We start from the raw sequence: 25,619 nt of genomic DNA, 5'->3' as shown, positions 1-25,619 counted from the left end.
AGGGTTTAGAACATTAATTCGAGACTAAAACTTTCTCTCGAAATGAAAAAATGATGTCCTGCATTTTATCAATAGCATCCTTAGTCAGAACATCGTGATAGTCAGCTTCATCTGTAACCATCATAAGCTGATCAATCATCATTTCAGTAGATCTCGCGAGCATCACCGCATCTAGGGTTTCTTTGTAGTTTGTGATTTCATGAAAAGCTAAATCGATATAAGTATCCAATGAAGCGGTATTTCGATGACCTGTGTATTGCTGGAGCTCTAGCTTAAGAGACTCAACATTAAGCAATGCCCGCCTAAACTCATCTTTGTTGTTGATGTTATGCCGACTGATCAAATCAACCATTATTCTTGTAATATACCCATGCCTAAAGAGATGGCCGTGACCCAGACTAGAATCAATCTCCATTGACTTGCACAAACGATTCATTTCACCTGTCATGGTCTCTGGTGTTAAAGGTTTTCCTGTTTGGTGATTGATTAATAGGAATCCATGATCGTTTTTCAAACCGATCGTATGCCTTAGAATCCGTTTTCTTGAGAAGTCGATATAGAACAGGCACTCTTGAAGGAAACCACGAGGCACAGGTATCAGCCTAGCGTTCCCTTTTTTTGCCGTAATCATTTCAAGTAACGGTGAACTATCATCAGACTTTAGTGCTTTAACAATATCCGCTACTTTTAAATGGGCTATCTCTACCCGCCTTCCACCCGTGACCTCATACGCATAAACCATAACTTTTCTTCTAAGTCTGATATGCCTATCTTCTGTTTGTAAGGCCGCTTGCTTTAGCTTCTTAACAACATTACGGCTAATAGGGCTTCTTCTTTTAATCGGGCTCGGCTGAGGGAAAGATGTATGGTGCCAATAGCTCTTACTTTGTAGGCCAGACTTTGAACGTATCTTAAACTCCTTTTTGTGCACAATAATTGAGCATTTATCAATACCGATAAAATTCGTTTGTCCATGAAACTCACCAACAAAATTCAGAAAGTCGATACAGCGCCGGCCAATATTGAGAATCGTATTTGTAGTCCTAACAACGCTCCCGGTCCGGTTTTTTACGTTCAATCCGTTAATAAACTGCGTAAACCTGTTATCAGTTAGGCCAATAAAGCCTATCTGATTGTCAAAACAAAACCTTATCAAAGGTGATATGTTTTTTGCATATGCGGCTATCGTGCCCCCTCTTGTCCTGCGGCTGAGGTTTTTCTCCCATAACTTAAGCATATATGCATTGGCTTCGATGCAAGGAACACCATTTGGCCAATACAGAAACGGTAGGTGAGAAGCCTCTCTAAAGACAATTTCACCGCTCCTGCTATCAACATAATGCGGAAGCTGAGTGCTTAAAGGCATTATGGTTAAAAGCTGCTTAGTCCTGCTCATATTTATCCTCTGTCGTTAGAGACATCTATGGGCGAGGATATCGAAAGTAATGTATTGATTCTCTTCATATCCTTGTCACAGATAGCTTTAAGTGTGTCATCACCACTAGATGCATAAAGCTGTGCCAGTCGTTTTAATTCCTGACAGATATAGACCAGATGAATGTTTTGCTGACGCAACAAATCCAATTCAGCTTCCTTCTGCTTTAGCAGGTTTAAAGCCCCCCTTTTAGTGGATTTGTTACTTTGCTTATGGCTTTCAACTGCATTTTCTATAGCTTCAATTGCAGCTATTCGGAGCAGATCGAGCCCTTGATAGCCTTGATCTAAAGCATGATCTGCATGTGCCTTAAGTGTATTCAAAGCACAAGGTTGAATACCCAACTCATCATCACTGTATGCTGCGAGTTTTCTCTGGGATCTCAGAGCGGCTAAATACTCTGTCTTATCAGTAAACGCACCGGGCTCACTAACGCTACTCTTCAAAAGGTTTTCCAAAGACTTTACAGACCTGGTTCGAATATCAATCTGCTTCATCCATATCTTCCTTAATGATCAAAGTTAAATGAACTTTACTAATAACATCACCATCAACATTCTCAATCTTCATAAAATGGGGTTCTAGCACTATCGTTTCTTCTGCTAATAGCTGATAGATATTCGACTCAAGCTGATGTTTCAGCTCATTAATGTGCGGTGCTGTTTCAATGAATCCTTCATTGCAATCATCCTCAAGAAATTCAATGCACTCTTGAATAGATCTTATCTCAACATCCGACACACCAAACCGTTGCATTAAAAGCTTTCGGAGACCTTCAGTGTTTTCAATATCATCATTACTGAGACCATACAAAATACGCTGAGCTTGCACCCCCTTCAAAACCGTGCCTGGAACATTTTCAGTGATGTACCGATATAAGTGTTCCGTATCAGTATGCCCAAGAAAGTACCTTAAAGTTCCAAGCCCTTCATATCCTGAGCCCCAGAAAAAAGCCATCGCAAAGAAGCGACGTAGCTGATGCTGTCTAATGTAATAGCGATATGTCTTACCATCTGGGCCTTGTATCGTTGGTGTTTCGAAGTAGTCACAGAAAGTATTAATGCATGAATTAGACATAGCGAAGTTGAAGTTCTTTTCAGCTATGGTTGATTTTTTTAAAAGAAACCAAAGCCCATGGTTTTCTTCAATTAATGAGTTTTTAATAAGCAACTTTTTGAAGGCTATTAGCTTCCATATCAACCCAGCTACGGATCTAGGTATAGGCCTCGATAGCCTCTCACGTTCAGTATCATCACCAGATTTACGGTTATAAAAGGAGATGTAAAAGTCTGTATTATGATTTTCTGGGAGATATGGATCGATACAAGGAACTAATGAATCAATGTGCAAATCAACTATTTCACCTTGCCTACGGGCAGCTACACTGCCTAGCACAACGAAGACAGCCCCGAGAAGTACTTCATATAGCTCAACTAAGCCCCAATTCGCTCTAATTCTTTGAAATGTCGACAAGTCACCTTTACGATGATTGATAACAGAGTAACTTTTACAACCAGACTCTTTTAAACAGGCTGGAAGCTTCCCACTTAGAAGATGATTCAAATCTTCGTAACATAGGCTGGAAACTGTTTCAGATTTATATTTCTCAAAACACATATAAATAGCTTTGAGAATCGCATCTGCATATTTAAAACTGAACTCAAACCCATTGCGTATAGCCTCAAATACAACAGTGGATGGAATCGTTCTAAAGCGCCCTTCACGCAATGCTCCATTAACACCACACATGATATCGCTACTGGTAAAGTCGAAAGCATTATCATCTAAAAATTGACTGAATCCATCTCCAGAGCACACGGAAAGTTTTTTGAAAACATATACATACTTATCTAAAGAGCTAACTGACAATTTATCATCATTACAATTTGATAAAACGGGAACAGCATCATACTCTGTCAGTTGCCTTTTTAGTGGAGTAATTCTAAGTTCTGGCGGTATTGGTGTGTTAAATGGAGTTAAAATATTATTACTAAAAACCTCATTGTATAAAGCCTTAGTTATCAGATTCCCAGATATGCCACTTGCCTCCGGACTGGTAAAAAAACCATTTTTTAAAAGCCAAACCCTAGCCCTTATTAGTTCTTCGTAATTGAGATTTAAATATTTATCTTCTGAAACCCATCCGATACCTGGGTACTCTTTCATGAACCTATCTAGTTCTGATTTTTCAATAGATCGGGACTTGTGCCTTAAGAAATCTGTTAACCTTTCAAAGACGCGGTACGCACCAACACTCCCTCCCCCGTTATGGATTTCACTCATCATTGAAAGAACTTCATTTCTACCTGTGAAGCTTAATCCATAAGAGCCAAGGCGTAACTCCTTCGAACGAGTCAGAAATGCATCCAAGATGATGAGACCTGTCTTAAATCTTCTGTAGACATTAGACCATTTAGAATATCTTCCACCGTTGTACCTTCGAGAAGTCAAAGCACAAAGAAAGAACTTAAATGTCTGCAATAATTTATAGTTTTTTTTGTCCACTAAAAGTGAACCATCATCGAGCATGACCCGAAAATTTATTATAAATTCTTGTTTCTTTTTAAGGTCACATACCCAAATTTCATCAGAATACTCTGAAAGGTTCCAAAACGGCTTAGTTATATCTTCTCTAAAAATCTCATCCTCTGAGAGCACTTCTAACAGTTCTGACCTTTTTGATATGCTCATTTCAGAAAGACGATTTTTTAAAGACTCAAGCTCAATATCATTTAATAAACTAGCCGGTGTATTATTGATATATTCACCTCTCATACACAGCCCTCCTAAACTTACTTACAAACGGTTCTATATCATCAGAAGCTTGAACAATTTTACTTATTTCAGGATCAAATTTAGCAATTTTGGATTCTTCAAGAGATTTACTGACAAATTTAGCCGTTTTAAACCACTGCAAAGCAGTTTTGGTCAATGCAGGCATACCGTCTTTATGATCATCAACCAATTTAACTATACATTTAAGTGATATTAGCAATGATTCTGATAGCGGTATTATTATTCTTGAATCTTTAGCTTTACTATCTTCTTCAAGGAAAGATAAATCTTCTAATTGGCCATTTACAATATGATTGGGAAGTGGCTCAAGCCTATGATTTTTTAAGAACTCCTCCAAATCATTCTCACTAATATCAATCGAATCAAATAAAAAAACACTATCCTTCATTGCCTCATAAATAATTGCGTTTTGAAAAATTCGTATCCATCTATCCTGAAAATATTTTAATACTGGATCAGGTAGATAACGTTCAAGCAATCTTGGACATGGTTTTTTATGACCTAGAGCTTCAGATATAGCTTCGATACTATTCGTTTTCATGTAAATCTGAATAGCCCGACTAGCTCTAAATTTAGGTAGAGTAAGATTAGAAAGTATTACCTCTGCTCTTGTTATGTCTGCATAGTCTGATGGCTCTAATAAAAACTTATTTAAGCACGAGTTTACAAATACCTTTTGCGATCTTAAGTTTTTAATTTTAGCCGGCCTACCCAGACCAGCCCCGGATATCAGAAGATACCTATAGGCATTATCATTATGGCTCTTCAAATATTCTCGAGCCTGTCCAGTTAATTTAATCAAGCAGTCAAATAGATACTTTGAAGTATCATTAAGAACTATTTTTTGCTCAGAATAAGGCGCAGACCTGCGCGGCTTATAACCGATTGCAAGAGAGCTATTATTACTTTCTATGAATCCAACTTGGTTACCGTGTTTATCATAAATCTGAAAAGTTTCTAACCATGAATTTGTAATAATAGGATGCTCATAAATCAACAAATATAAAAAGGGATAAAACATACCATTTTGAATTATAGAATAAGCATCAACAAACTTATCTGTCTTACCCTTAACTCCAAGAAAAGTACTCACAACGACATCATTTGGTTCCAGGTAATAATTATACTTCTCCCAATTAGCGCACTGATTCCTATCATCATAAACATCAACATAGTTAGCATCTCTATAATGGTTTTTTGTCTCAGGCCTTGCGCTACCTTCAGCTGCATTTTTAAGCCTCATATGATATCCCTGCATGATTTTATCGACTGCCCTTCTGGCAGCATTTACAACATGGGATATGTCATTATCAAGGCTAATCAAGAGGCTGGACATTGCTTTTTTGTCAGTATATGAAAGCGGTATATCTGTTATTAGCTTACTTGAGTATAAATTTCCATCAACAAGCTTTCTATGCGTTTTAAATCCCTTAGACGCAGACTTAAATTCAGGAACAATAAAATCGTATAAAGGCTTATCCCAAATCTCTGAACTTATAAGAATATCGTTTACAAGCTTAACAATAGACGCCCATTCTTTGTAAAAATACCTAAGGTCATTACCTTTCATTTTGGCATCTAACTTTGAAAAAATAAAAATCTGCTCAACAGTTGAGGTAACATTTCTAGCCTCCCCCCCTTTATAGAAATCACCTTCCCCTTTGAAAAGAAGGATTAAAGCATCTAAAAACTTAACAAAAACTTTAGCTTTATATTTAACTGTTGAACCGGGGTATTTACGATAGTAATCCTTCATAGACTGAAATAAAGTCTCTGTTAAAGAATCACCAAAATGAAGATAAAACCTATGCAGGTACAATTTTACTTGTATGTAATCAGAGGACTCTGCATACCATCCCTCATAATACTTTATTTTATCCCCATTCAAACTTTCATGTTGAAAATCAGAAATACATCCTTTCATGCCTGGTGAAATTGAACGAGAGAATGCTGTTTCTAAAAAAGGACGTTTTATTTTATTTTGATCACATACTATAAAGATAGCATCTGACATCTTATAAATAACTGAATATTTTCCACCAAGAGATAAATCAAAATACAAGTTAACAAACGCAAAAAAATCTGAAAACAATTTATTTAGATTCAGATTAAGGTCGACGAAGGATAGCTTTCGGTCATAACAGTCAAGAAATACTTCTAAGTACAACAAAAAAGACATTGCTTTAGATCTATCAATGCTTTTCTTTTTTTGTAACGCTTCAAGTAGAGCATCTCTCAAAGTCGTATCCAATGTCGTCGGCTTTTTATAATCTCTTAAGTCAGAAATTCTGAGCATACCATTCCTCTTTTGCCTTTTAGTAAACCTAAAACTCCAGCTCAACAAGACCTTGACAAGTGTCAATATCAAACCGAGCAAAAGTTTCAAACAAATACTATAATAAACAAGTAGTTATTTATTATTGACACAAAAGATTGAGAAAGGAAAATTGCACCCTTCCAACGGATAGAACACCTCCATATCCAGCACTCTTTCCCTGCAGCGTAAAAGCACGGGTCAGGTTTATACCGTACAACCAATCGGCGCGGCTGCGAGCCAGAGCGGAGGTTGATAAAGCAATAAACTCTCTGTTTTCCCGTAACTGGCTGATCGCCCGTTTAACTGCCGCAGGGTTAAGGTCACTGATCAAACAGCGCTTCATCGCCTTACGTTTGTAATCCGGAACCTTTAGATAAGAGATGACCTCATCCACCAGCAACTGCCCTTCGCGGTCCGGATCACCGGCATGAACAATCTGGTCAGCTTCTTTGGTTAATTTACGTAGTAAGGCAATCTGTTTACGGGTTTTGCTCTTGGGTTTGAGTTGCCACTGTTCAGGAATAATGGGGAGATGTTCAAGCTTCCAGGCTTTATAAAGCGGATCGTACTGATCCGGTTCTGCAAGCTCCAGTAGGTGACCAAAGCACCAACTGACTACATCACCGTTAGCCGCACGAATACAACCGTCCTCTTTTTTGTGAGGTTTAGGCAGGACATCGGCAATAGCACGACCAAGACTTGGTTTTTCAGCGATATAGAGAATCATTGCGATACTGTATATAAAAACAGTATCACTAACAAGAGCCAGCTTAAGCTGGCTTAACAAATCATATCTACATCAATGTAAGCGGTGATTCCTGCAACAGCGCCATCTGCTCACGCAGTTCAAGAATATGCTCACTCCAGTATTTCACGGTATTAAACCAACTGAAGCTATGAGGGAAAGCGGGATCTTCCCAGCGGCGTGCTAACCAGGCACTGTAATGCATAATACGCAGCGTACGTAGCACTTCGATCAGTTGCAGCTCTCGACTTTGGAAATCATGAAATTCATTGTAGCCATCCACAATCTCTGACAACTGAGCGATTTGCTCATGTCGGTCACCTGACAGCAACATCCAGATATCCTGCATCGCCGGGGCCATACGCGCATCGTCGAAATCAACAAAGTGCGGTGCATCATCACGCCATAGCAGATTGCCGGAATGACAATCGCCATGAACCCGTATTTTCTGGACGTTACTACAGTTGGCTGTGATCTCATCAACTGCCTGTAGAATATCTCGGGTCAATGAGTCGTAAGCGGGTTTCAACTCTGCCGGGATAAAGTGCTCACTGATAAAGGCTGCACTCTCATGGCCGAAATTCTGGCTATTGATCTCCGGTCGGTGCTGGAAAGGTTTCACGCTGCCAACTCGGTGCATCCGGCCAAGCAAACGACCGAGGATAAACAGGTTATCCATATTATCCAGTTCCGGCGCATGTCCACCTTTGCGGGGGAACAGTGAGAACATAAAGCCCTGATACTCAAACAGGGTTTCGCCACTTTCATCCTTCAGTGGAGTAACTACGGGCAGTTCCTGTTCTTCCAATTCGAAACAAAACGCCTGCTCCTCAAGGATCTGCTCTCTGCTCCAACGCTCAGGGCGGTAGAACTTAGCAATTACCGGTTCTTTCTCTTCAATCCCAACCTGATACACCCGGTTTTCGTAGCTGTTTAACGGGAAGGTACGACCATCACACCAGAAACCTTTGGTCTCTATGGCATCCATCAAAAAGGAAGGTGTTAAACGCTCAAATGGATGTGGAGATTGAGAATCCGACATGTTGGCACCAAAAAGTTAAGTGGATGGGCAGACTACGCTTATTTAAAAGTAGCTTCAAGCATTAGAAATTTTGTAAAACAAAGCAATATAACGCGTTGAAACCAAAACTTTTTGTTATAGTTTTCCTATTGGAAATTTGAATGGTTAGAGACGGTAGAAGAATTAGTTATGGCGGGTTCACTAAAAGACCAACTGTTAAATATGGGTCTGGTTGATCAGAAGAAAGCTAAACAAGCTGATACTGAGAAACGTAAAAAGAAGAAACAGGCTAACAAAGCACGTAAGTCTGGTCAGACTGTTGTTAACGAGCAAGCATTGAAACAGCAGGAACTAGAGAAGCAGCGCAAAGAGAAACAAGAGCACGATCGCGAGTTGAATAGACAGCGCGATGAAGAGCGTCGTAACCGAGAGATCGAAGCCCAGTGCCGTCAGATGATTACGCAACAAAAGCTGAATATCCCTGAAAATGCCGAAGTCAGCCATAACTTTGCTTACGATAAGAAAGTAAAAACACTTTATGTAACTGAAGAGCTACAGGGCCAGATTATTCGTGGTCAGGTCGCTATCGCTGTTCTGGATGAGAAGTTTTATCTAATCCCAGACAAGTTTGCGGAAAAGATTGAGCAACGCCACCCGGACTTCGTCATCCGCGTTCAGCCTGAAGAGGAGCCTGAAGAGGATGATCCATATGCAGATTACAAGATCCCTGATGATCTGATGTGGTAGCCGCCCTTAATCAGGTAAAAGGATATTTAATACGATGACGCAGGGTTTCTTTGAGCAGTTTCTGGTCATTCTTTGTTGTGCAGTCATTGCCACAACCCTGTTTCGTCGTATCCAACTTCCCCCACTACTCGCCTATCTGAGTGTCGGCGCTCTAGTCGGCCCATACAGTATCGGAATTGTTGAAGATGTTCACAGCATCGAGCTGCTTAGTGAACTGGGGGTGGTTTTCCTGCTCTTTATGCTAGGGCTGGAGTTCTCAGTCTCGCGCATGTTCGCCATGCGCAAAGCGGTATTTGGCTTAGGCAGCCTCCAGGTCATCCTAACCTCAGCGATTCTTATCGGCATCTGCCTACTGCTAAACCAGAACATGACAACCGCGCTGGTTATTGCCGGCGCCTTATCTCTCTCCTCCACCGCCATAGTAAGCCGGGAGCTTATACAGCGTAATGAGCTGGATACAGCCCATGGCCAACTTTCGGTAGGAACCCTGATCTTTCAGGATCTGGCCGCCGTATTCTTCCTGATTCTGATACCTGCCTTGGGTGGGCAGAATAATGATATCGACTCAGCCAGCGTTGCACTTATGCTACTGGAAGGCGCAACCCTGCTGATCATTTTGCTGCTGGTTGGCAGAATCATTATGCCGATGCTTTTCCATGAATCAGCCAACAGCGGATCAAGTGATGTCTTTGTACTAACCACCCTCGCGGCTGCCCTGCTCGCCGCATGGATCACCCATGCTGCAGGTCTATCTATGGCACTGGGTGGTTTCCTGGCAGGAATGATGCTGGGCGAAAGCCACTATCGTTATCAGTTAGAGGCTGATATACGTCCTTTCCGCGATGTACTGCTAGGGTTGTTCTTTGTCTCTGTAGGCATGCAGCTGGATCTGGTTGCTCTGATGGAAAACTGGTACTGGGTAGTATTCTTCACAATCGGTTTGATCGTAGTTAAAACCCTACTGATCACCATCATCGGTAGCCTATTACACAAAGATCCCGCTAACTCCCTTAGGGCCGGATTAAGTTTAAGCCAGGGCGGCGAGTTCGGTTTTGCACTGTTAGCACTGGCGCTGGGTAATAACCTGATCGCCCCTGATGTAAACGCTATCGCCGTTACAACGATTATTATCAGTATGATCATCACTCCGGTGATGATGAACCACACTGACCGGCTCAGCCGCTGGTTGCATCGTAAACACCCTGAAGAGAACCACGATAACCTGCCTGAAGCCCTTGAGGTTGCCAGCCACTCTCTGCAGGATCATGTGATTATATGTGGCTTTGGCCGTGTAGGTCAGGTTATCACCCGTTTTCTGGAACCTATGAACATCCCCTACATCGTGGTGGATAATGACCCTGTACGTGTAATGGAAGCATCCACAGCAGGCGAGAACATCTGTTTTGGCGACGCCAAACGGGAAGATATTATCAGTGCCTTGGGGGCAGACAGAGCACGTATGTTGATTCTGAGTTTCCCAGATGCAGACGAATCTCTGATCGCGCTTAAACATCTGAGAAGCAAATTCTCAAATCTACCTATTCTGGTCCGCACCAAAGATGACTCCTCTCTGGAATCCTTCCAACAGGCAGGTGCCACTGAGGTTATCCCAGAAGCGCTGGAAGGCAGCCTAATGCTGGTCTCTCATGTTTTGTCGCTACTCTCGGTTTCCCATCAGGAGATCGAAAAGCAGATCAATCAGGTTCGTGCTGAACGTTACCATATGCTGCATGGTTACTATCATGGCCAGCATTCCGACAAAGTTGACCAGAGCGGCCGCGTAAAAGAGATCCTGCACCCGGTTCCACTTAACGAAGCCAGCTTCGCCCGAGGGAAAGTGTTACGTGAGCTACCCCTGGCGAAATACCAAATGAATGTCGCCATGATCCGTCGCCATAATCACTCCATCCATGATCCGGATGGAGGCACTCAACTGGAAGATGGCGACATCGTCGTGCTTCAAGGTCCATCAGATAAGATCGATATTGGTGAAGCCATTCTTCTCTCTGGCAAATAGCCCAAACAGGAAGAAAAGCAACACGAAAGTTCTTCAGATTACTTCAGTTAGGATTAATTTTTGTCTGCTAAGCTAAACTCTTGAATGGATAAGTCCTTTAGCGTTTCTGATCAAAAAACAACCTGAAACGATTTCACATTTCAGATCTTTGCTTAAAGAATATCCAATGGCGGACGATAACCTTAAAACCATTAACAACGGATACATATATCCATTTGTCGGAGGAATACACCGTGCAAGTTCTACTTAGCAGCCATACAGCGTATACACAGGTTCGTCAGGAAGCGCTGGTTACTGGTGGTTTTGCTGATGGTAAAGATAGTAGCGGTCGTTCGGCATCTGCGGCAGATCAGTTAGTCGCTAAATTAGCAGAGAACATTCCTGGAATGAGCGTGTCGGAGATGAAAGGTCTCGACGCCAATGATTATTCTCCAGAGAAAGTTGCATCCCGAATTTCCAATTTTGTTGCTCAAGGGCTGGAACAGGCACGTGCACGTGGCGCGTCTGATGCTGACCTTGACAGTATGTATCAGGCAGCCCTTTCCGGTGTACAGAAAGGCTTCGATGAAGCGACCAAGATCCTTGAAGATCTGAACATGCTTACCCCTGATATTCAGACAACCATCGATCAAACCCACGACCTGACGTTCGAAGCGTTGGCTGGCCTTGCGCCTAATCCAAATAGTGAAACAGCGCCGTCCAGACAGGTCTCTATTTCTGCAGCTGAACGTTACTCAAAAGCTGAATCATTCTCGCTAGATGTAATGACCAAAGAAGGCGACAAGGTTTCTATTCGTTTTAACAGCGAAGCAAGCCAAACCAAATCCCTTGGCGCCTACAGTGATGGCGACAGCAGCGCCGTATCTTACGGTATAGAACGTAACGCCAGCAGTAACTATCGCTTTAGTGTGGAAGGTGATCTTAACGAAGATGAACTGGAAGCGCTACAAAGCCTGATTCAGGACATCAACCTGATCGCTGAAGACTTTTACAGCGGTGATGTTCAGGAAGCTTTTGAACAAGCAACTGAATTGGAGATGGACAAATCCCAATTGATGAACTTGAATGTAACTATGACCCAGTCAGCGAGCTACTCAGCCGTAACTGCGTACGAACAAGTTCAGCAGATGGACAACCCATTAGGTGATAATGGCCGCCATCTGGGTCAGCTGATGAACAACATGGATAAATTCATGGATAACCCAGCTCTGGGCTTCCTTGAGAATAGCCGGTTGTTCGGGGCAGACCTGCTGGATCAACTGGTCCATCAGGATATCCGTTACAAGGATGCAGATGAAGAATCCCAGAGCAAACTGGATGGTAACTTCGATCTTCTCAAAGATTTGATGACCCGGTTTGATCAGGACGACGCAGACGATTAACCCCCCTTCTTAATCGCTGCGAAAACTTGAAGCCGGCCCCCTTGGGCCGGTTTTTTTATGTGCGCTATTTGGATTTGAAAGAAGCCAACTAATGAACTTCCCTCTCACGTTGCAGTCTGAAAGCAATCGGAGGGCCACACCATGAAATTCCGCCACTTAACAGCATTACTGCTATCACTCAGCTTTTATCTAACTTCAATGCACACTCATGCAGTTCAGATATTTGAGCAACAAGGCACCCCGCCCTTGCTAATAGAACTCTACACCTCTGAAGGCTGTTCCAGCTGCCCTCCTGCTGACAATCATCTAGCGAAGCTGGTGAACTCCCCTGATCTATGGAAGAAATATGTTCCTATCGCCTTTCACGTAGACTACTGGGATTACATCGGCTGGCCTGACCGTTTTGCCCAACCAGAATTTAAAGCGCGACAATACAACTACCGGCGTTTAGGCAAAAGCCGCAGCGTTTATACCCCAGGGTGGTTTGTAGACGGCAAAGAATGGCGTGGGTTCTTCCAACGTAGAGATTACCCTCAACAGCAGAAAGCAAATGGCGGAAAACTAACGGCTGAGCTGGACAATAATCAGCTTATTGTGACTTATCAGCCCACAAGGGCACATCAAACACTGATTGCACATATAGCTGTATTAGGTTTTGATCTGAGCAGCAAAGTAACCGCAGGTGAAAACCATGGCCGGTTACTTAAACATCAGTTTGTTGTGTTAGATAAACAACAGAAAGCCCAGTTAGATTATCAATGGGAATTTACACTGCCTGAATTTAGATCTCCCAACCGTAAAGCTCTGGTAGTTTGGGTATCACCACGAGATCAAACTCCGCTGCAGGTTACGGGGAATTGGTTAAATAATGAGAAGTATCCGCCAACAGTGGCCAAATGAAACGAGGTCCAGCGACCGCAGGGAGCGATGCTGGCTGGGCTTGTTATGTTTATTTTCGAAGTATATACACTGCTTGGACATCTCTAGAGTTAGGGCCCTTTAAACTTGGTTTAGGTTTTGACGGACTTATGCATCTAGTTCTTCTATGCTTATGAAGGACATCTTCAATCATTTTTTTCTCAGATAACTCAACTTCATTCTCGGCCCAGTTGGTACCCAATTTATTAATAGATTGAGGTGCAGACCGAAAACTTACATTTTTAGAATCTTGATTTTCAACCTTCACTGGGATCGCAAACTCACCGTTATCAAGGAGAAAAACAAACTCTTTAGATTTTTCGTATTCCATATTATTCCTTAAACGTAACACTCTAAATCAGAGACTCGCCAACTCGATCCCTTCTGGATTTATTTGTGAGACATTTCCAGCGATGATTTGCATTCATTATTCTAAAAAGTGTTCTCTTATGTATACCAACGCTGATCATCAAAGCATACAGCGGGACAAGGACAATCCATTTGTAGCTAATTGATGTTCCCGCAATCACTACATTTTCAGAAACGGCAAAGTATATAAAAGCAAGTCCCATGCAAATATAACAAAACAGGAACATGGCCCAATAGCGCCCTATTAGCCAATTTATTCTCATGTCTTTTTGCCTAGTAATCTTGATCCTAATCAGGACTCGCTTTTCGTGCCATCTATGAAATTTTCGGTTTATAGTTGGTATATATACAGATATTTTACTCCAAACAAAGGGGATCCAGTTGAAAACCAGCTTGGTCAAGAAAAGGCCTACTAAAACAAAAAAGATCCCTGTAAACCACCAAGAAGGGTCTTCAAGGTTTTGCCAAATTTTCTCCATACAACACCCTTACGTATAAAGTTCAAAGCAGCCGCCCATTATGCATTGGATGACTTTACTTATTATACGTTTCCTTTATGATCGTTGATTTCTTTCAACGCCATTTGAATTATTTCCTGTTCAGTCGCATAACCAGACCTAGTTACTAATTTCATTATGATATCAGCAGATTGGTCATGAATTTCTTTTGCCATTCTGTTGAAGCTCACAACTTTAATTGCAAAATCATTTCTTCCTTGTTCCGTATATAAGTCATTACCATTTTCACGCAGTGAGTTATGGATAAGCCATTTTCTTTCATTATTGAATTTTCTTAGTTTTATCATAAAACTATTTGGAACATTTCCCACGCTATCGAGTAACCCAATTAATTGACCTAATGTTTTTTTGTTTATTTGGGACAACTTATACTCAGCATTTTCCCTTGTAACACCATTAGTATTAAACCTAATACAGAAGATGATATAGAACTTGCAAAGAGCCTCTTCGACATATTGAAGTTGCCAAACAGCCTCTCCAGTTTGTAAGTAATAAAACTCAAGTTCTTGTTGGTTTATTTGTCGACGCATAAATACCCTATCTGAAACATATAAGCCCTTGCTAAGCAAGCTGGCAGCATAGCCTGCCCCACTGAATTTACGAACGACTTTAGCAATTTATTAGGCTGCTAGGTGAACTCCCAAATAAGTGAAAAAATAAGAGTGAATAGACTGAGGGCTGTGAAAAATTTAGATTTGGCATACCCGTTAACGGCAGTTGGCCTCCAGGGTTTTTCAATATGGGGTTTGTCCTCGGCATATTTACACTTTTCTTCATACTCACGAATAGAGAGTTTATGTTCCAGATAGCGAGGAACAAAAAAATATAAACAAATAACGAAGATAGCTATAGCGAATAGTAAAAAGATGGTTGAGTTAGACATGATGATTTCCTTGCAGCCTAACGCCGCGCTCTTGGGCAAACCAAAGCGCAGTGTAAGTTTAGTTTGTCCCTAGCAGCGCCTTGTTAGCACTAAACACGGAGTTCATAAGCCTGCTTTAGCAATGACGTTAAAACTTCTGATTTACTCTCTACTTCTCTATCCGTAAGTTTTAACCTGTATGACCCCCACCGTTTATCGTAATCCAAAATATCAATGTCGGAGTCGGATATTTTTTGATCTATTTCTTCGGTTTGAGGCAATTTTATTTCTAAACGCATTCCGTTTTTTTGTGGCTTACAAACAGCAAAGTTAAGTGATCGGCCTTCAACAGTGAAACCTATATAGTGCTTGTTGTAATTCAATTCCACCGATGGCGAAAAGGAACGCGACATATCAAGTATCTTATCTGACAATGAGACGGTTTTCTTTGTGCCGCGCTTTGTTTCCCAGTAACTTCGATCTGTTGGTTCCGCTGTTTCTTCATCTTCATCCAGATAACCTAGCCTTACAGTATCTAGGACTTTGGTAAATTGGAGACCAATACCATCCGAGGTTTCTATGGCTGTAACTTGTATAGCCATAATAGGAATAAATCCATTGAACAGGCTCACTACATTTAAAAATCGACTGGTGATATCTTCGGCTATTATTACTGCAGTGTGATCGTACTGTGGATATTTTCGTTTTTCTATATCCCAATACTCTATGGTTCTAATAATATGAGATTCATCTGTGGCTCCTAGCTGGATCTCAACTTCATACCGCCCATGGCCATCTGAATCTTGTAGCAATAAATCTAGCCTCCCTGCACCAGCATGAATTCGCTCTTTATCCTTAAGAACAACATCACCTATGCCCAAAACACTTGGATCTTCAGCAATAACATCTTGCAACCACTTCTCATTAAGTTGAGCATGGCTTTTTAGATTAATTGTTTTTAACTTTACGTGCTTCATAGGTTCCTTTGATTGCTAACGCTGAGCATAGTGGAGAGGAGCGTAACGACAATCCGCTACAACTACTTGTAGGCCATTAGGTAGCACGGCATAACCTGAAACCAGCTCTATTGTGCCCATGACCCCCTCCGTCATGGTGATGTGAAGACTCATGAGCAGTACCTGAAACCTTTAAAGTAGTATCAGCCCTTGGAGCTTGCCTAGGCCTATCAGCAGGGCCAACTTTAGAACCTGCACCTAATTCATTGGTAGAGCCACTTATCTCATGTCCATGCTTACCACCATTATGCTCATGTGCCCCTGATTCTTTATAGGTTTTTGCCCCGTCAGTGACTGAAATATCGGCAAATAAATAATGTTCTTTTAGATTTTCTGTAATATCAATAAACCCCTTTTCGGGGCATTCCGTAGCAAAAAGTAATACTGATCCTTGAGGCGCATCAATATGACTAGCTGGCCCAAACCCAAAGCTGAAGAGTTCACGCCTCTCTTTTGTTATAAAGCTGGCATCTATAATTACCACCGTACAAACTATTACAAAAAGTGTAATTGCCCACTTTGGAATAATCTCAAGTAGCTCCTCAAGTATTTTTCTATCTGACATGTCTCTTCCTTTTTCATCACTAACAGCTAAATATATGACAGATTGACGCAATTACTTACGACAATTTGACATATATCTATGGAGTCTAGAATGAAGAAAGGCTTGTAGGTATCTGACTATCATAAACTTTCCTTGTCTGAGGATTTCCCGGTCCCGGAGAAATGCGTCAATTGACGCTAAATCCATACACTATCAAACACTTTACGTTACATCCAGATGCTTTAAAATTTTACTTCCCCCAAATTTTGTAGCCTTTAATAGCCCCGTTGGAACTTAACCTTAATGCCCTCTCCTTTCACTCTCCGTCCCTACCAGCAGGAAGCCGTTGATGCTACGCTAAGGCACTTCCGCAAGTCCGACGAAGCTGCAGTTATTGTTTTGCCTACAGGCGCGGGGAAAAGTCTGGTTATAGCAGAGCTGGCAAGTCTGGCACGCAGGAAGATTCTGGTGCTGGCGCATGTAAAAGAGCTGGTTGAACAGAACCATGTTAAATATCAGAGTTATGGTTTAACCGGGGGTATCTTTTCTGCGGGCCTTAAGAGAAAAGAGAACCAACACCAGGTGACCTTTGCCAGTGTTCAGTCGGTAGCTGCTAACTTAGAACAGTTTAAAGATGAATATTCGCTATTGATCGTAGATGAATGCCATCGGGTGAGTGATAACGAAGATGGGCAGTATCAGAAGATTATTCAGCTATTACGCGAACAGAATCCAAACCTGAAAGTGCTGGGGCTGACAGCTACGCCCTACCGTTTAGGTATGGGTTGGATCTATCGCTATCATTACAGAGGTTTTGCTCGTAGTGAGCAGGAGAAGCCGTTTCAGCACTGTATCTATGAACTGCCTTTGAGTTACATGATCAATCGGGGCTACCTCACCAAACCTGAGTTGGTTGATGCTGCGATTGATCAATATGATTTCTCAGCACTGAAGCAGAACTCTTTTGGAGAATATGCGGAAAAGGATGTAAACCAGCTCTTAAGCAAATATAGCCGTGTAACTAAGGCTATTATTGAGCAGATAGAACAACTGGCGGAAACTCGCAAAGCCGTTATGATCTTTGCAGCTACGGTTAAACACGCTAAAGAGATACACAGCTACCTTCCGCAATCAGAAACCGCTCTTATAACGGGTGATACCGACCAATCAGAACGTGATCAGCTGATTACTCGCTTTAAAGACCAAGAGATTAAATATCTGGTCAATGTATCGGTGCTGACCACTGGTTTTGATGCACCACATGTAGATTTTATAGCCATCCTCCGCCCTACTCAGTCCGTTAGTTTGTACCAACAAATCGTTGGGAGAGGATTGCGATTATCTGAAGGGAAAGAGAACTGTCTGGTAGTCGATTACGCGGGTAATAGCTTCAACCTTCACCACCCAGAAGTGGGAGAAAAGAAACCCAATCCAGATTCAGAACCGGTACAAGTGTTCTGCCCGACCTGTGGTTTTGCCAATATTTTCTGGGGTAAAACCGATGATGAAGGCAATGTTGTTGAGCACTATGGCAGACGCTGCCAGGGGCTACTTGAAACTGATGAAGAAGATACTCAACCAGAACAATGCGATTACCGGTTCCGCTTTAAAGAATGCCCTCACTGTAACGCTGAAAACGATATTGCTGCCCGAAATTGTCATAAGTGCCACAAAGCGATCATCGACCCAGATGACCAGTTAAGAAACGCTCTGAAACTGAAAGATGCCATGGTGATCCGCTGTGCGGGGGTTACTTTCGGCGCAAGTAACGGAAAGCTTCAGATCTGCTATCACGGTGAAGAAGGCGAAGAACTAAAAGAATCCTTTAACTTCGATAACCACGCCCAGCGGAAGCTATTTAACCAATTATTTGGCCGCAGAATGGCTGCAGGACAAGCGCCAACAACTTTTAATACTGCGGATGAGGTGATTAATCAACAAGCTAACCTCACCCACCCTGACTTTGTGGTAGCCAGAAAACAGAAACATTACTGGCAGGTACAGGAACGCATCTTTGATTATCAGGGTAGTTACCGTAAGGCTAATGAGCTGAGGTAAAGAGTTCGCTCTTTATCAGGGAACCCCAAAAGCTGTCGGGTACTATCGCGGTGAGGACACCGCTCCAACATTAGATAGAAATTGACTTATAGATAACCACAAAAAAGCCCCTGAAGATTTCTCTTCAAGGGCTTTTTCAATTCTTCGAAAAGCTTAAGAGAACATACCCTTAAACATAAAGAAGAAGATAATCGCCAGACCCGCACCTGCAGGCAGTGTTACTACCCAGGATACGAAGATAGTACCGACCATACGCATATTCAGGGCAGCCATACCTCGGGCAATACCTACACCCAGTACAGCACCTACCAGCGTGTGCGTAGTAGAGATTGGCAGACCAGTACCAGAAGCCACTACAACCGTTGTCGCTGCAGCCAGAGTTGCTGCGAAGCCACGGCTTGGAGTCAGCTCGGTGATATTAGTACCTACCGTTGCAATAACCTTGTGACCGTACATAACCAGACCAGCAACGATACCACCGCCACCCAGTAGCAGGATCCAGGCAGGCATCGCAGATTTCTGAGCAACCTCACCACCCGCGCTTACAACACCTACAACAGCAGCCAGAGGGCCTACAGCGTTTGCAACGTCGTTAGAACCGTGGGCAAATGCCATCGCACAAGCTGTAAACATCATCAGGATGCCGAACAGTTTCTCTACACTGGTGAAGTGGTGTTCACGATCAGCATCTGGATCAGGCTGGATTTTCTTCTGCATCTGCATACCAATCAGCATCACAACAATACCGATACCCACAGAAGCAATCGCACTCTGACCCCAAGTCATATCCAGACCAACGTGCTTCAGACCTTTAGTGAATGTCACCATTGCAATGATGAAACCCACCATGAAGATGTAACCTGGAATGTACTTTTTAGCATTCTCGAATGGATTTTCTGTATCCAATATGAGCTTCTGTACACTCCTGAAGAGGAAGAAGGCTATCAAGCCGGCGGTGACTGGCGAAACTACCCAGCTTGCAACGATCTTAGATACTTTACCCCAGTTAACCGCATCCATAGAGATGCCCACTGCAGCAAAACCTACAATCGCACCAACGATAGAGTGTGTAGTAGATACAGGCCAACCAAAGTGAGTCGCGATCAGCAGCCAGATACCTGCAGCTAATAGCGCAGACATCATACCAAACACTAGCAGTTCAGGTGTTCCACTCAGCAGGCCCGGATCGATAATACCTTTACGGATGGTCGACGTTACTGCGCCACCTGCCAGGTAAGCACCTAAGAATTCAAAAATGATGGCGATCATAATCGCCTGTTTCAGGGTCAGTGCCTTAGAACCAACCGAGGTACCCATTGCGTTAGCTACGTCGTTCGCGCCAACACCCCAGGCCATAAAGAAACCAAATACGCATGCGAGGATGACAATGATGTCACCGTATTGAGCAATAATTTCCATGAGTTAATAATTCCGAAGAGTTGTTATCGAGCGACAAGCAGCTGTAAACGACTGCCAACCTGCTGAGCACAATTTGCCAGATCACCAATAAGCATGATTACCTGATACAGGAACATCACATCCACAGGCGGCATATCTTTCTCAATAGCAAACAATTGCAGGCGAAGTTCACGTTCGTGTTCGTCTGCTACGTGCTCAAGCTTGTCCAGCTCTGTCAGCATTGTCTCGATGACATCCATCTCACGACCACCAAAGCCACTATTTACCAGCTCATCCAGTTCGTTTAATGCCGTCAGCGCCTGCTCAGAGGTTTTCAGTGCAGAACGAAGTAGCTCTGTCATCTGAGGCTGCATCACTTCAGGCACCTGCATCTGACGACCCAGCATCAGACCCGCAATATCCTTAGCGCGGTTTGCGATCTTGTCCTGCATACGGACAACTTCCAGCAGATCGGTACGAGGTACCGGCAGAAAAACACTTTTAGGGAGGTTCTGACGAATTTCCTTCTTCATCACATCCGCTTCACCTTCCAGCAAAGCGATACGATTTTGAACTTTGGTTGCTTCATCCCAATCATCAGCAATAACAGCGTCAAAAAATGGGATAAGTTCGACAGCACACTCCTGTGCTTTGGCGATATGCTCCTGCATTGGTTTGAACGGAGAACGTGCAAACATCTGCAAGAATGGGTTACCGGTGGAAACCATACAACGCACCTTTGAAAGTTTAAAAAACTGGTCGAGCATCAGTGTACTCAGATGCGCGAATTATGACGGAATTATTACGGGGAGTAATTACAGAATTGTTACAATTTAGTCATTTTTCGGTAAAAAAACTGAAATATTTGATTGAGCCGCATTTTCTAATATACAGAGAATATCTCTTGTAAATCAGTTGCATAACTTTGTATATACATAATAAATATTAAGAGGGGACAGATTTAAATCTGCCCCCTCATCTGAAACTCAGATCTTCTTCCTGAACAGATATCCATCCATACCTTGTTCTGCAAAATCGTGCTCATAAACAACCAGATCCAGCTCTGGAAAAATCTCTGAATACTCTTCAATTTGTAAACAAAAACGTTCAGAAAAACCTGTACGTTTATGGTGCTCTAGATTGAAGGTTGTTATCAGAAGAGTGCCTCCGCTGTTTAGCAAATTGCTTAGCTTAGGCCAGAGAAAACTGGCAGGTTTATAGCGGGCAATAACAATGGAATCAAACTGGCCCAATACTGTTAGGTCTGTCTCTTCCTGTTCCAGATCCACAACATGCGTTTCGACAGAGCAATCAGCTTGCGAGAAGTGTTCTTTTAGACACTCCAGGCCAACAGGCGATATATCTGTAGCAGAAACCTGAAAACCTTTCTGAGCAAGGAATAAACCGGCTGCACCATCACCTGATGCCAGATCCACTACCCTGCCCGGGCTCAAGCTTTGCCAATGACGTTTCAGAAAATCGGGTGCTTTGGGAACCACACCAGACTTATTTTGATAACGGCTGTCCCATTTCTGCTGGATTTTACTCATGGTGACTCTTCGGCAAGATATATATGGAGGGGTTGTAAATTTGGGCTTTATAAAGGTAATGCGGCTATCACTTCGTAATTTCTAAAACCCTGTTTTTTCCAGAAATGATCGGCAGCCTGATTATCCGGATGCCATCCTACCTGCACAGAAGTGGCCTCTTTATTCGCTAACCAACGCTTAGCTTGCTCTACAAGTTGAGATGCGATACCCAAGCGGCGGTAATCCGGCTCAATCCAAAGATTAAAAATCACACCGCTAATTGGATTTTCAAATCCGGCTTGCTGATTTAAAACGGCTGAGATGGTTCCTATACAGGCACTCTCTTTAATTTCAGGTTGAAGCATTTCCGCTTGGAGAACTTCCACCTGAAATACCACAGCGCTCTCAGACTTAACCGTGTTATTGAGCATTTCACTCAACAATGGTTTTCGCTGATCGATGATCGCCTTACCGAATGGCTGAAAATGATGTGAAGGCAGATCCAGAGTCAGCGATTCCCACATACAAAGAATCCGTTCACATCCCTCAGCTTTTACTTCGCTGATTAAAATGTCGGGGCTCGAACTCACAGGTAACCTCCTTCAAAGCAAGATCCCCAATAGTAACGCTAACAGCTGCTGCGAAATAGCACCTACTTCAGTTCTTGCGAAAAACGGTACTCTAGAGTTTTCCCATCAATTTTGGATAAATCCTCTGCCGTTTTTTCTATAGCAGTCAGACGATCTTTCGCACTTGGGTGGCGCTTACTGAATGTTTTCCAGAAGGGATGATCCGCTTGCTGCGCATCTATTTTTTGCAGCACCTTAACATAAGCTTGTGGATCGTAACCCGCTCTGGCAGCAATCACCATGCCCATGCTATCTGCTTCTAACTCATCCTCTCTAGCCAATCCGTTGCTATAGATGTCTTGGATCCCATTGAGTAATTTACTCTCTGCAGATACGTCAGCAAATACAGGTGAACTGGATACCGAAGAATCATTGTCACGGCTACTGTCATGAGCAAACTTCAATAGATCAACCGCTACGCCAACCTGGGCTTCTTTTTGAATAGCTGCCAGATGATGCTTCTTCACTACATGGGCTATCTCATGGGCCAATATGCCCGCAAGTTCAGCTTCATTATCCAACTGAGACAATGTGCCTGTGGTGATGTAGATAAAACCACCCGGGGTTGCAAACGCATTGAAGCTATCATCACGTAGTACAGCAAACTGCCACGGAACCTCTGGTCTCTCAGTATGTTGAGCTAACCAGTGACCTATTGAGCTGACATACTGTTGAACATCTTTGACGTTGTAAAACGCACTGTTTTTCAACAATACACCACTTACTTCCTGACCAAGCTCCACCTCTTCTTCCAATGTTTTTTCAAACATATCTGAAGATTTCGAGGAAGCATCCATTAAGGGTTTCAAATTTATGTTATTGACCTGACAAGCACTCAGCAGACCTAGCGAAAGAAACAACAGGAAGGCCTTAACTGACATTCCAATTTTAGTGATCCACATAACTGACCTCTCTGGAACTCAGTCCTGCTTGTTTAGCGAAACTTACCGCTGCAGCACGCTCAACCTGAACCGATTGCACCCGTTTCAGATCGACACCCCTGCCCCTGCCGGATACGTCATTTTCCGACAAACCCCGGACACCGGTAGTGAGTGTTGTTTCTGCCCGGTACTGTGCTGTGCCAGCCAGCATTTTATCTGTGCTGTGTGGGACATACCGCACAGCAATCATTTTTAACCAGCCTTCGTTAGATAAAGCCTCAACCTGATACCAAGCCCCTTTACGCTGTAGAATTCTCAACGGGGTATTTTGAGGAAGTTGTTGCAACTTGATACTTTGAATACCAGGGGCATTATGTAAAGCAACTGTACGCACAGTGTAGGCATCTTGCGCAACACAGTTGCCAGAGACAATAAGGAAGGAAAGCGAGGCTATTACTTGCTTAAGATTCATCACACAACCTCCTTGGTTGGTAAATCGTAACTAGCTCTTCTCGCCCTTTAACCTTATAGTCACCAATGAGTACGAAGTCAAAAGCGTCACCACACGCCTGTCGGGTTTGCTCAGAAACCAAAAGCCGGTAACCGGTTTCTTTAGTCAGGCCTTCAATTCGGCTCGCCAGATTTACAGCATCGCCTATAGCCGTGTAGTCATAGCGGCTAGGGGTACCAATTGCACCAACCACAACCTCCCCGGTATGGATGCCAATTCCAATATCAAAATCAAATAATCCAAACTCTCGACGAAATTTTTTCATCTGCTCAATCATCTCCAAGGCGGCATTGATCGCAGACACTTCCTGATTGGGGTCTTCTACTGGCTCGCCCCAGAACGCCATAATTGCATCACCAATAAATTTATCCAGGGTCCCCTGATGCTGGAAAATCACCCCCACCTGGCGAGAAAAATACTGATTCAGAAGATCGACAATCTCCGTCGCAGAACGATATTCGGATAGATGGGTAAACTCACGGATATCGGTAAAGAGAATGGTTACACGGGTGCTTTTTCCCAATAAAGCCTGATCCGCTGTACCTTGCTCCAGCAGAATTTTCACAACCTTGGGGTCAAGAAAGCGGCTAAACACTTCAACGGTTTTCTGAGCTTGTTTCTGCTGCTGCAGGTGGCGATGGCTAAAGAACAGAATCGCCCCGAACAGATAAAGCACACTCCACCCCACAACCGGTAGTTGGTAGGCATACTCAACCAGTGACCAGTAACTCAAAATGAAAAGCGCACTGATAAAAGCAATTAAAGCGCCTAAGGCTGCGAGTACATTCTCAAGCATGAAGAGGAACAGCATAAGAATGAAATACAGCAGAGCAAACAACATAAGTTGTTGCGCGAATGTTAGCTCACTAAGAAAACGTTGGCTGAGAAATCCATCAATGGCAGTCGCCAGAATGAACACACCCGGATAGGTACCACTGATAGGAGTTGCTTGAATATCATGCAAACCCGCCGCGGTTGACCCAATAACAATTATTTTATCTTTAAAGGAGCCTGGGTATGCATTCGGTTCAGTTGTGGTTAGTTGGCTGTACACCTGATGATAAGGCAATCGCTTATAGGGTTCCTCATCACCATACCAATCTAGGAACACTTCATTTTGTTCAGTTCTGAACCCTGTCAGATCGTAGGCGACTTTGGCGGGTAATGATTCCAATCCCCAACCATCAATACGTATAACAGGAGAGTAACGCCGTCCAATTCCATCTGGATCAATTTGAAAGTTGATAGTGCCTAAGCGCCAGGCTTTCGGGTCTACCGCTTTGGGTAGCACTAAACTTGCGTGCGGCGGCATGGGTTTTGAAATATCAGAGGATGTTGCAGGACCAGAGACTTGTTTTACCTCTGATGGAGGAAACACTTCTAATGTTTCCGGGTACTGATCAAGCCTGGGGAACATAGCATCTGCATCTGTTTTTAGATGCAGTATCGGCAGATATACATTGTTAGTCTGCCTAAGCACTTCACTAAAATACTGGTCACTGTCTGGGTTATAGATATCCGGGTCAGCAAACAGAATATCAAACACAATGGCTGCCGGTTTCTGCTGCTGTAATAGCTCAACCATCTCAGCATGGATAGCACGTGGCCATGGCCAACCTCCGGCAAGAGGAGCCATGTTATTTAAACTCGCATCATCAATATCAATTACAACAATACGATCATCGGGGGGATTAAGCTCTGCCCGCTGGCGAATGGCAAAATCGAGCCATAAATTATCCAAAGAAGAAACGGCAGAAACTTTGGGGAACAGAAAGAAACAGGTAAATAGCAGACAACTAATTAGAAAGAGCGTTTTATGATCAGAATTGCGCTGCAGAGTTTGCACCATCCTATCCTTTCTATAATTCTGAGACAGTTTTATCTTTCAGTAGCATAGGCCAGGAAACAGAAGATACAAAAAAGCCC

23 protein-coding genes are annotated in these 25,619 nt (G+C 42.9%); 5 read left to right on the top strand and 18 right to left on the bottom strand.

Annotated features, from left to right (window positions below):
• Positions 1–13: 13 nt before the first annotated feature.
• From GY843_RS15510 to GY843_RS15485, 6 genes are all read right to left on the bottom strand, one after another.
• A complete protein-coding gene (locus tag GY843_RS15510; protein WP_297310912.1) occupies positions 14–1,396 on the bottom strand; it encodes a site-specific integrase in 1,383 nt (460 codons plus the stop codon).
• Between the two features lie 2 nt (positions 1,397–1,398).
• Positions 1,399–1,932 (bottom strand): hypothetical protein, encoded by a 534-nt coding sequence (locus GY843_RS15505; RefSeq protein ID WP_297310911.1) that lies wholly within the window; start codon positions 1,930–1,932, stop codon positions 1,399–1,401.
• The gene (locus GY843_RS15500; RefSeq protein WP_297310909.1) at positions 1,919–4,210 is read right to left on the bottom strand and encodes a hypothetical protein; all 2,292 of its coding nucleotides are present in this window, start codon (positions 4,208–4,210) and stop codon (positions 1,919–1,921) included. Before GY843_RS15500 ends, GY843_RS15505 begins: the two co-directional genes overlap by 14 nt.
• Positions 4,200–6,527 carry a hypothetical protein gene (locus GY843_RS15495; protein ID WP_297310908.1) on the bottom strand — a complete coding sequence of 776 codons (2,328 nt, stop codon included), beginning with the start codon at positions 6,525–6,527 and terminating at the stop codon, positions 4,200–4,202. The genes GY843_RS15500 and GY843_RS15495 overlap by 11 nt, the downstream gene beginning before the upstream one ends.
• 121 nt (positions 6,528–6,648) lie before the next feature.
• Positions 6,649–7,275 carry a toprim domain-containing protein gene (locus GY843_RS15490; RefSeq protein ID WP_297310907.1) on the bottom strand — a complete coding sequence of 209 codons (627 nt, stop codon included), beginning with the start codon at positions 7,273–7,275 and terminating at the stop codon, positions 6,649–6,651.
• Between the two features lie 67 nt (positions 7,276–7,342).
• Positions 7,343–8,335, bottom strand: coding sequence for a serine/threonine protein kinase (locus tag GY843_RS15485; protein ID WP_297310906.1), 993 nt, complete (start codon positions 8,333–8,335; stop codon positions 7,343–7,345).
• 168 nt (positions 8,336–8,503) lie between these two features.
• Here GY843_RS15485 and GY843_RS15480 point away from each other — a divergent pair, with 168 nt between their 5' ends.
• The 4 genes from GY843_RS15480 to GY843_RS15465 all read left to right on the top strand — a co-directional run bounded on the left by GY843_RS15480 (position 8,504) and on the right by GY843_RS15465 (position 13,360).
• Positions 8,504–9,061, top strand: a complete 558-nt coding sequence (locus GY843_RS15480; RefSeq protein WP_297310905.1) for a DUF2058 domain-containing protein — start codon at positions 8,504–8,506, stop codon at positions 9,059–9,061.
• 34 nt (positions 9,062–9,095) lie between these two features.
• Positions 9,096–11,078, top strand: coding sequence for a cation:proton antiporter (locus GY843_RS15475; RefSeq protein WP_297310903.1), 1,983 nt, complete (start codon positions 9,096–9,098; stop codon positions 11,076–11,078).
• 233 nt (positions 11,079–11,311) lie between these two features.
• Positions 11,312–12,460 carry a DUF5610 domain-containing protein gene (locus GY843_RS15470; RefSeq protein ID WP_297310901.1) on the top strand — a complete coding sequence of 383 codons (1,149 nt, stop codon included), beginning with the start codon at positions 11,312–11,314 and terminating at the stop codon, positions 12,458–12,460.
• Positions 12,461–12,601: 141 nt separating this feature from the next.
• The gene (locus GY843_RS15465; RefSeq protein WP_297310900.1) at positions 12,602–13,360 is read left to right on the top strand and encodes a DUF1223 domain-containing protein; all 759 of its coding nucleotides are present in this window, start codon (positions 12,602–12,604) and stop codon (positions 13,358–13,360) included.
• A gap of 49 nt (positions 13,361–13,409) precedes the next feature.
• Here the strand turns inward: GY843_RS15465 and GY843_RS15460 are convergent, their stop codons facing one another.
• From GY843_RS15460 to GY843_RS15440, 5 genes are all read right to left on the bottom strand, one after another.
• Positions 13,410–13,709, bottom strand: a complete 300-nt coding sequence (locus GY843_RS15460) for a hypothetical protein (RefSeq protein WP_297310899.1) — start codon at positions 13,707–13,709, stop codon at positions 13,410–13,412.
• A 22-nt stretch (positions 13,710–13,731) separates the two neighbouring features.
• Positions 13,732–14,226: a hypothetical protein gene (locus GY843_RS15455; protein WP_297310898.1), complete on the bottom strand. Its 495-nt coding sequence runs from the start codon at positions 14,224–14,226 to the stop codon at positions 13,732–13,734.
• A 62-nt stretch (positions 14,227–14,288) separates the two neighbouring features.
• Positions 14,289–14,795 (bottom strand): hypothetical protein, encoded by a 507-nt coding sequence (locus tag GY843_RS15450; protein WP_297310897.1) that lies wholly within the window; start codon positions 14,793–14,795, stop codon positions 14,289–14,291.
• A gap of 442 nt (positions 14,796–15,237) precedes the next feature.
• Positions 15,238–16,104 carry a DUF5655 domain-containing protein gene (locus GY843_RS15445; RefSeq protein ID WP_297310896.1) on the bottom strand — a complete coding sequence of 289 codons (867 nt, stop codon included), beginning with the start codon at positions 16,102–16,104 and terminating at the stop codon, positions 15,238–15,240.
• Positions 16,105–16,180: 76 nt separating this feature from the next.
• Positions 16,181–16,708 carry a hypothetical protein gene (locus GY843_RS15440; RefSeq protein WP_297310894.1) on the bottom strand — a complete coding sequence of 176 codons (528 nt, stop codon included), beginning with the start codon at positions 16,706–16,708 and terminating at the stop codon, positions 16,181–16,183.
• A gap of 282 nt (positions 16,709–16,990) precedes the next feature.
• On the opposite strand from GY843_RS15440, the gene GY843_RS15435 reads away from it, so the two are divergent.
• The gene (locus tag GY843_RS15435) at positions 16,991–18,745 is read left to right on the top strand and encodes a DEAD/DEAH box helicase (protein WP_297310892.1); all 1,755 of its coding nucleotides are present in this window, start codon (positions 16,991–16,993) and stop codon (positions 18,743–18,745) included.
• A 153-nt stretch (positions 18,746–18,898) separates the two neighbouring features.
• Here the strand turns inward: GY843_RS15435 and GY843_RS15430 are convergent, their stop codons facing one another.
• From GY843_RS15430 to GY843_RS15400, 7 genes are all read right to left on the bottom strand, one after another.
• Positions 18,899–20,164: an inorganic phosphate transporter gene (locus GY843_RS15430; RefSeq protein ID WP_297310890.1), complete on the bottom strand. Its 1,266-nt coding sequence runs from the start codon at positions 20,162–20,164 to the stop codon at positions 18,899–18,901.
• A gap of 23 nt (positions 20,165–20,187) precedes the next feature.
• On the bottom strand, positions 20,188–20,871 hold the full coding sequence (locus GY843_RS15425; RefSeq protein WP_297310888.1) for a TIGR00153 family protein: 684 nt from the start codon (positions 20,869–20,871) through the stop codon (positions 20,188–20,190).
• A 258-nt stretch (positions 20,872–21,129) separates the two neighbouring features.
• Positions 21,130–21,693, bottom strand: coding sequence for a bifunctional 2-polyprenyl-6-hydroxyphenol methylase/3-demethylubiquinol 3-O-methyltransferase UbiG (locus tag GY843_RS15420; RefSeq protein WP_297310886.1), 564 nt, complete (start codon positions 21,691–21,693; stop codon positions 21,130–21,132).
• A 47-nt stretch (positions 21,694–21,740) separates the two neighbouring features.
• Positions 21,741–22,262 carry a GNAT family N-acetyltransferase gene (locus tag GY843_RS15415; protein ID WP_297310883.1) on the bottom strand — a complete coding sequence of 174 codons (522 nt, stop codon included), beginning with the start codon at positions 22,260–22,262 and terminating at the stop codon, positions 21,741–21,743.
• 62 nt (positions 22,263–22,324) lie between these two features.
• Positions 22,325–23,203, bottom strand: coding sequence for a M48 family metalloprotease (locus GY843_RS15410; RefSeq protein ID WP_297310881.1), 879 nt, complete (start codon positions 23,201–23,203; stop codon positions 22,325–22,327).
• Entirely contained in the window at positions 23,190–23,654 is a 465-nt protein-coding gene (locus GY843_RS15405; RefSeq protein WP_297310879.1) for an SH3 domain-containing protein, read from the bottom strand. Before GY843_RS15405 ends, GY843_RS15410 begins: the two co-directional genes overlap by 14 nt.
• A complete protein-coding gene (locus tag GY843_RS15400) occupies positions 23,644–25,542 on the bottom strand; it encodes a CHASE2 domain-containing protein (RefSeq protein WP_297310877.1) in 1,899 nt (632 codons plus the stop codon). The genes GY843_RS15405 and GY843_RS15400 overlap by 11 nt, the downstream gene beginning before the upstream one ends.
• Positions 25,543–25,619: the final 77 nt, after the last annotated feature.

The organism is Neptuniibacter sp. (genome assembly GCF_024231755.1).
In the GTDB taxonomy this organism is placed as follows: Bacteria; Pseudomonadota; Gammaproteobacteria; order Pseudomonadales; family Balneatricaceae; genus Neptuniibacter.
This window is presented reverse-complemented; position numbering and strand designations above follow the sequence as displayed.

Coding starts and splice junctions, on each gene's coding strand:
- GY843_RS15405 (WP_297310879.1), bottom strand. CDS start 23,654: ATGAATCTTAAGCAAGTAATAGCCTCGCTTTCCTTCCTTATTGTCTCT.
- GY843_RS15435 (WP_297310892.1), top strand. CDS start 16,991: ATGCCCTCTCCTTTCACTCTCCGTCCCTACCAGCAGGAAGCCGTTGAT.
- GY843_RS15480 (WP_297310905.1), top strand. CDS start 8,504: ATGGCGGGTTCACTAAAAGACCAACTGTTAAATATGGGTCTGGTTGAT.
- GY843_RS15460 (WP_297310899.1), bottom strand. CDS start 13,709: ATGGAATACGAAAAATCTAAAGAGTTTGTTTTTCTCCTTGATAACGGT.
- GY843_RS15400 (WP_297310877.1), bottom strand. CDS start 25,542: ATGGTGCAAACTCTGCAGCGCAATTCTGATCATAAAACGCTCTTTCTA.
- GY843_RS15475 (WP_297310903.1), top strand. CDS start 9,096: ATGACGCAGGGTTTCTTTGAGCAGTTTCTGGTCATTCTTTGTTGTGCA.
- GY843_RS15490 (WP_297310907.1), bottom strand. CDS start 7,275: ATGATTCTCTATATCGCTGAAAAACCAAGTCTTGGTCGTGCTATTGCC.
- GY843_RS15505 (WP_297310911.1), bottom strand. CDS start 1,932: ATGAAGCAGATTGATATTCGAACCAGGTCTGTAAAGTCTTTGGAAAAC.
- GY843_RS15465 (WP_297310900.1), top strand. CDS start 12,602: ATGAAATTCCGCCACTTAACAGCATTACTGCTATCACTCAGCTTTTAT.
- GY843_RS15440 (WP_297310894.1), bottom strand. CDS start 16,708: ATGTCAGATAGAAAAATACTTGAGGAGCTACTTGAGATTATTCCAAAG.
- GY843_RS15455 (WP_297310898.1), bottom strand. CDS start 14,226: ATGGAGAAAATTTGGCAAAACCTTGAAGACCCTTCTTGGTGGTTTACA.
- GY843_RS15410 (WP_297310881.1), bottom strand. CDS start 23,203: ATGTGGATCACTAAAATTGGAATGTCAGTTAAGGCCTTCCTGTTGTTT.
- GY843_RS15430 (WP_297310890.1), bottom strand. CDS start 20,164: ATGGAAATTATTGCTCAATACGGTGACATCATTGTCATCCTCGCATGC.
- GY843_RS15445 (WP_297310896.1), bottom strand. CDS start 16,104: ATGAAGCACGTAAAGTTAAAAACAATTAATCTAAAAAGCCATGCTCAA.
- GY843_RS15495 (WP_297310908.1), bottom strand. CDS start 6,527: ATGCTCAGAATTTCTGACTTAAGAGATTATAAAAAGCCGACGACATTG.
- GY843_RS15450 (WP_297310897.1), bottom strand. CDS start 14,795: ATGCGTCGACAAATAAACCAACAAGAACTTGAGTTTTATTACTTACAA.
- GY843_RS15510 (WP_297310912.1), bottom strand. CDS start 1,396: ATGAGCAGGACTAAGCAGCTTTTAACCATAATGCCTTTAAGCACTCAG.
- GY843_RS15500 (WP_297310909.1), bottom strand. CDS start 4,210: ATGAGAGGTGAATATATCAATAATACACCGGCTAGTTTATTAAATGAT.
- GY843_RS15425 (WP_297310888.1), bottom strand. CDS start 20,871: ATGGTTTCCACCGGTAACCCATTCTTGCAGATGTTTGCACGTTCTCCG.
- GY843_RS15420 (WP_297310886.1), bottom strand. CDS start 21,693: ATGAGTAAAATCCAGCAGAAATGGGACAGCCGTTATCAAAATAAGTCT.
- GY843_RS15485 (WP_297310906.1), bottom strand. CDS start 8,335: ATGTCGGATTCTCAATCTCCACATCCATTTGAGCGTTTAACACCTTCC.